2 protein-coding genes are annotated in these 1,960 nt (G+C 72.7%); both read left to right on the forward strand.

What is annotated here, in order from left to right; all coding sequences use genetic code 11:
• Positions 1 to 601: Smr/MutS family protein (locus tag FV228_RS28165; protein ID WP_147857505.1), on the forward strand; the 601-nt coding region annotated here is incomplete at its 5' end.
• A 120-nt stretch (positions 602 to 721) separates the two neighbouring features.
• On the forward strand, positions 722 to 1,612 hold the full coding sequence (mutM, locus tag FV228_RS28170) for a bifunctional DNA-formamidopyrimidine glycosylase/DNA-(apurinic or apyrimidinic site) lyase (protein ID WP_147857506.1): 891 nt from the start codon (positions 722 to 724) through the stop codon (positions 1,610 to 1,612).
• Positions 1,613 to 1,960 lie beyond the last annotated feature (348 nt).

A 1,960-nucleotide genomic window follows, 5' to 3' on the forward strand; every position in this document is an offset into this window, starting at 1 on the left:
GCTCTGGGGCGAGATCGCCAAGCTGGTGACGCCGCTGACGGGCCGGGCGACGCTGCCGCAGCCAGAGGTCGCACCTCCGGCGCCGACCGCCACCATGCCGCCGTTGACGGCGCCGATCCTGAAGCCGACCGCTTTTCCGGTGGCCAAGACGGCGCGCCCGAAGCCGCCGCCCAAGCCGGCCGTCGCCCTGCCCCAGACGGTCACCGCGGCGCCCTACCAGGCCCCGCTCCAGAGCCATGCCGCGCCGTCGGGGCTGGAGCGGCAGGCCAAAGTTGGGCTGCGCCGGGGGCGTCTGGCCGTGGAGGCGCGGATCGATCTGCACGGGATGGTGCAGGCGCAAGCCCATGCTGCGCTGACAGGATTCCTTCTGCGGTGCCGGGCCGCCGGGCATGCCTACGTGCTGGTGGTCACCGGCAAGGGGGGCCAGGAGAGGGGCGGCTCGTCCTATCCCGATGCCTTCGCGGAGCGGGGGGTGCTCCGGCGCATCGTGCCGCACTGGCTGCGCGGCGCCGAGCTGCGCGGCATCGTGCTGGGCTTCGAGGAAGCGTCCCGGCACCATGGCGGCGGCGGCGCGCTCTACGTCAGACTTCGCCGTCGCTGAGCGCCAGCCTTCGCGCGCTCTTCGCAGGCGAGGGCGGCAAACCGCGCCGTTGCCGACTTCTTCGAAGAACTCGATATCCGGACCGCGCGCTCGCGTGGTCGAACGAAAAGTCCGAGAACAATGCCGGAGCTTCCCGAGGTCGAGACGGTGCGGCGCGGCCTGGTGCCCGCGATGGTCGGCGCCCGGTTCAGCCGCGTCACCCTGCGCCGGCCGAACCTGCGCTTCCCGTTCCCGGAGCGATTCGCGGCGCGGCTGGAGGGTCGGACCGTGACCGACCTCGCCCGCCGGGCGAAGTACCTCACCGCCGGGCTCGATTCGGGCGAGACCCTGATCATGCATCTCGGCATGAGCGGCCGGTTCGACGTGGCCCTGCCCGACGGACGCAACCTCTCCCCCGGGGACTTCTACCTGGAGGGAGCGCAGGGCACGCCGAAGCACGACCACGTCGTGATGGCGATGAGCACCGGGGCCACGATCACCTACAACGACGCCCGCCGCTTCGGCTTCATGGACCTCGTCCCGAGCGAGACCCTCGCGACCAGCCGCCACTTCGCCCGGATGGGGATCGAGCCGCTCGACGGGCTGACCGGGGCGGTGATCGCCGGCCTGTTCCGGCACAAGGTCACGCCGCTCAAGGCCGCGCTGCTCGACCAGAGCCTGATCGCAGGCCTGGGCAACATCTACGTCTGCGAGGCCCTGCACCGGGCCCGCCTCCACCCGGAGACCCCCGCCGGCCTGCTGATCAAGCCCGACGGGCGCCCGACGCCCAAGGCCAACGCGCTGGCCAAGGCGATCGTGCAGGTGCTGCAGGAGGCCGTGAAGGCCGGCGGCTCGACGCTACGCGACTACGCCCACACCGACGGCAGCGCGGGCGCGTTCCAGCACGCCTTCCGGGTCTACGACCGGGTCGGCGAGCCGTGCCGCCATCCCGGATGCCGCGGCTCGGTCACCCGGATCGTGCAGGCCAACCGCTCGACCTTCTTCTGTGCGACCTGCCAGCCGCCGGTCTGATCGCCCGGCTCTCGCGGCGCGAAACGGCATTTTCGCCACAAACCCGGCTAGGGTCGCGGATCTCGACGCGCGCACCCGGTCGCGGGCTGCCGGTCCCGGCCCGCGGCGCGGGATCGGTCGCGCGGGCCTGACGCGTCGTCCCGGGTGCCGGATCCGGGACGACGCGTCCGGTCGCCGGTTTTGCATCATCGTCGTCCCGAAGGCCGCGTGCCGGCGTTCGGGATGAGGCTCGTGACAGGAACGCGATGTTCTTCCGCCGCTCAAAGACGCCCGCGCCCGAGACCATCGCGCAGGATCCGACGGAGGGCCGCGCGCTGCCGCAGCGGCTGTCGCCGCGCTCGCCGGGCG

It is taken from the genome of Methylobacterium sp. WL18 (genome assembly GCF_008040015.1).
Classification (GTDB): domain Bacteria; phylum Pseudomonadota; class Alphaproteobacteria; order Rhizobiales; family Beijerinckiaceae; genus Methylobacterium; species Methylobacterium mesophilicum.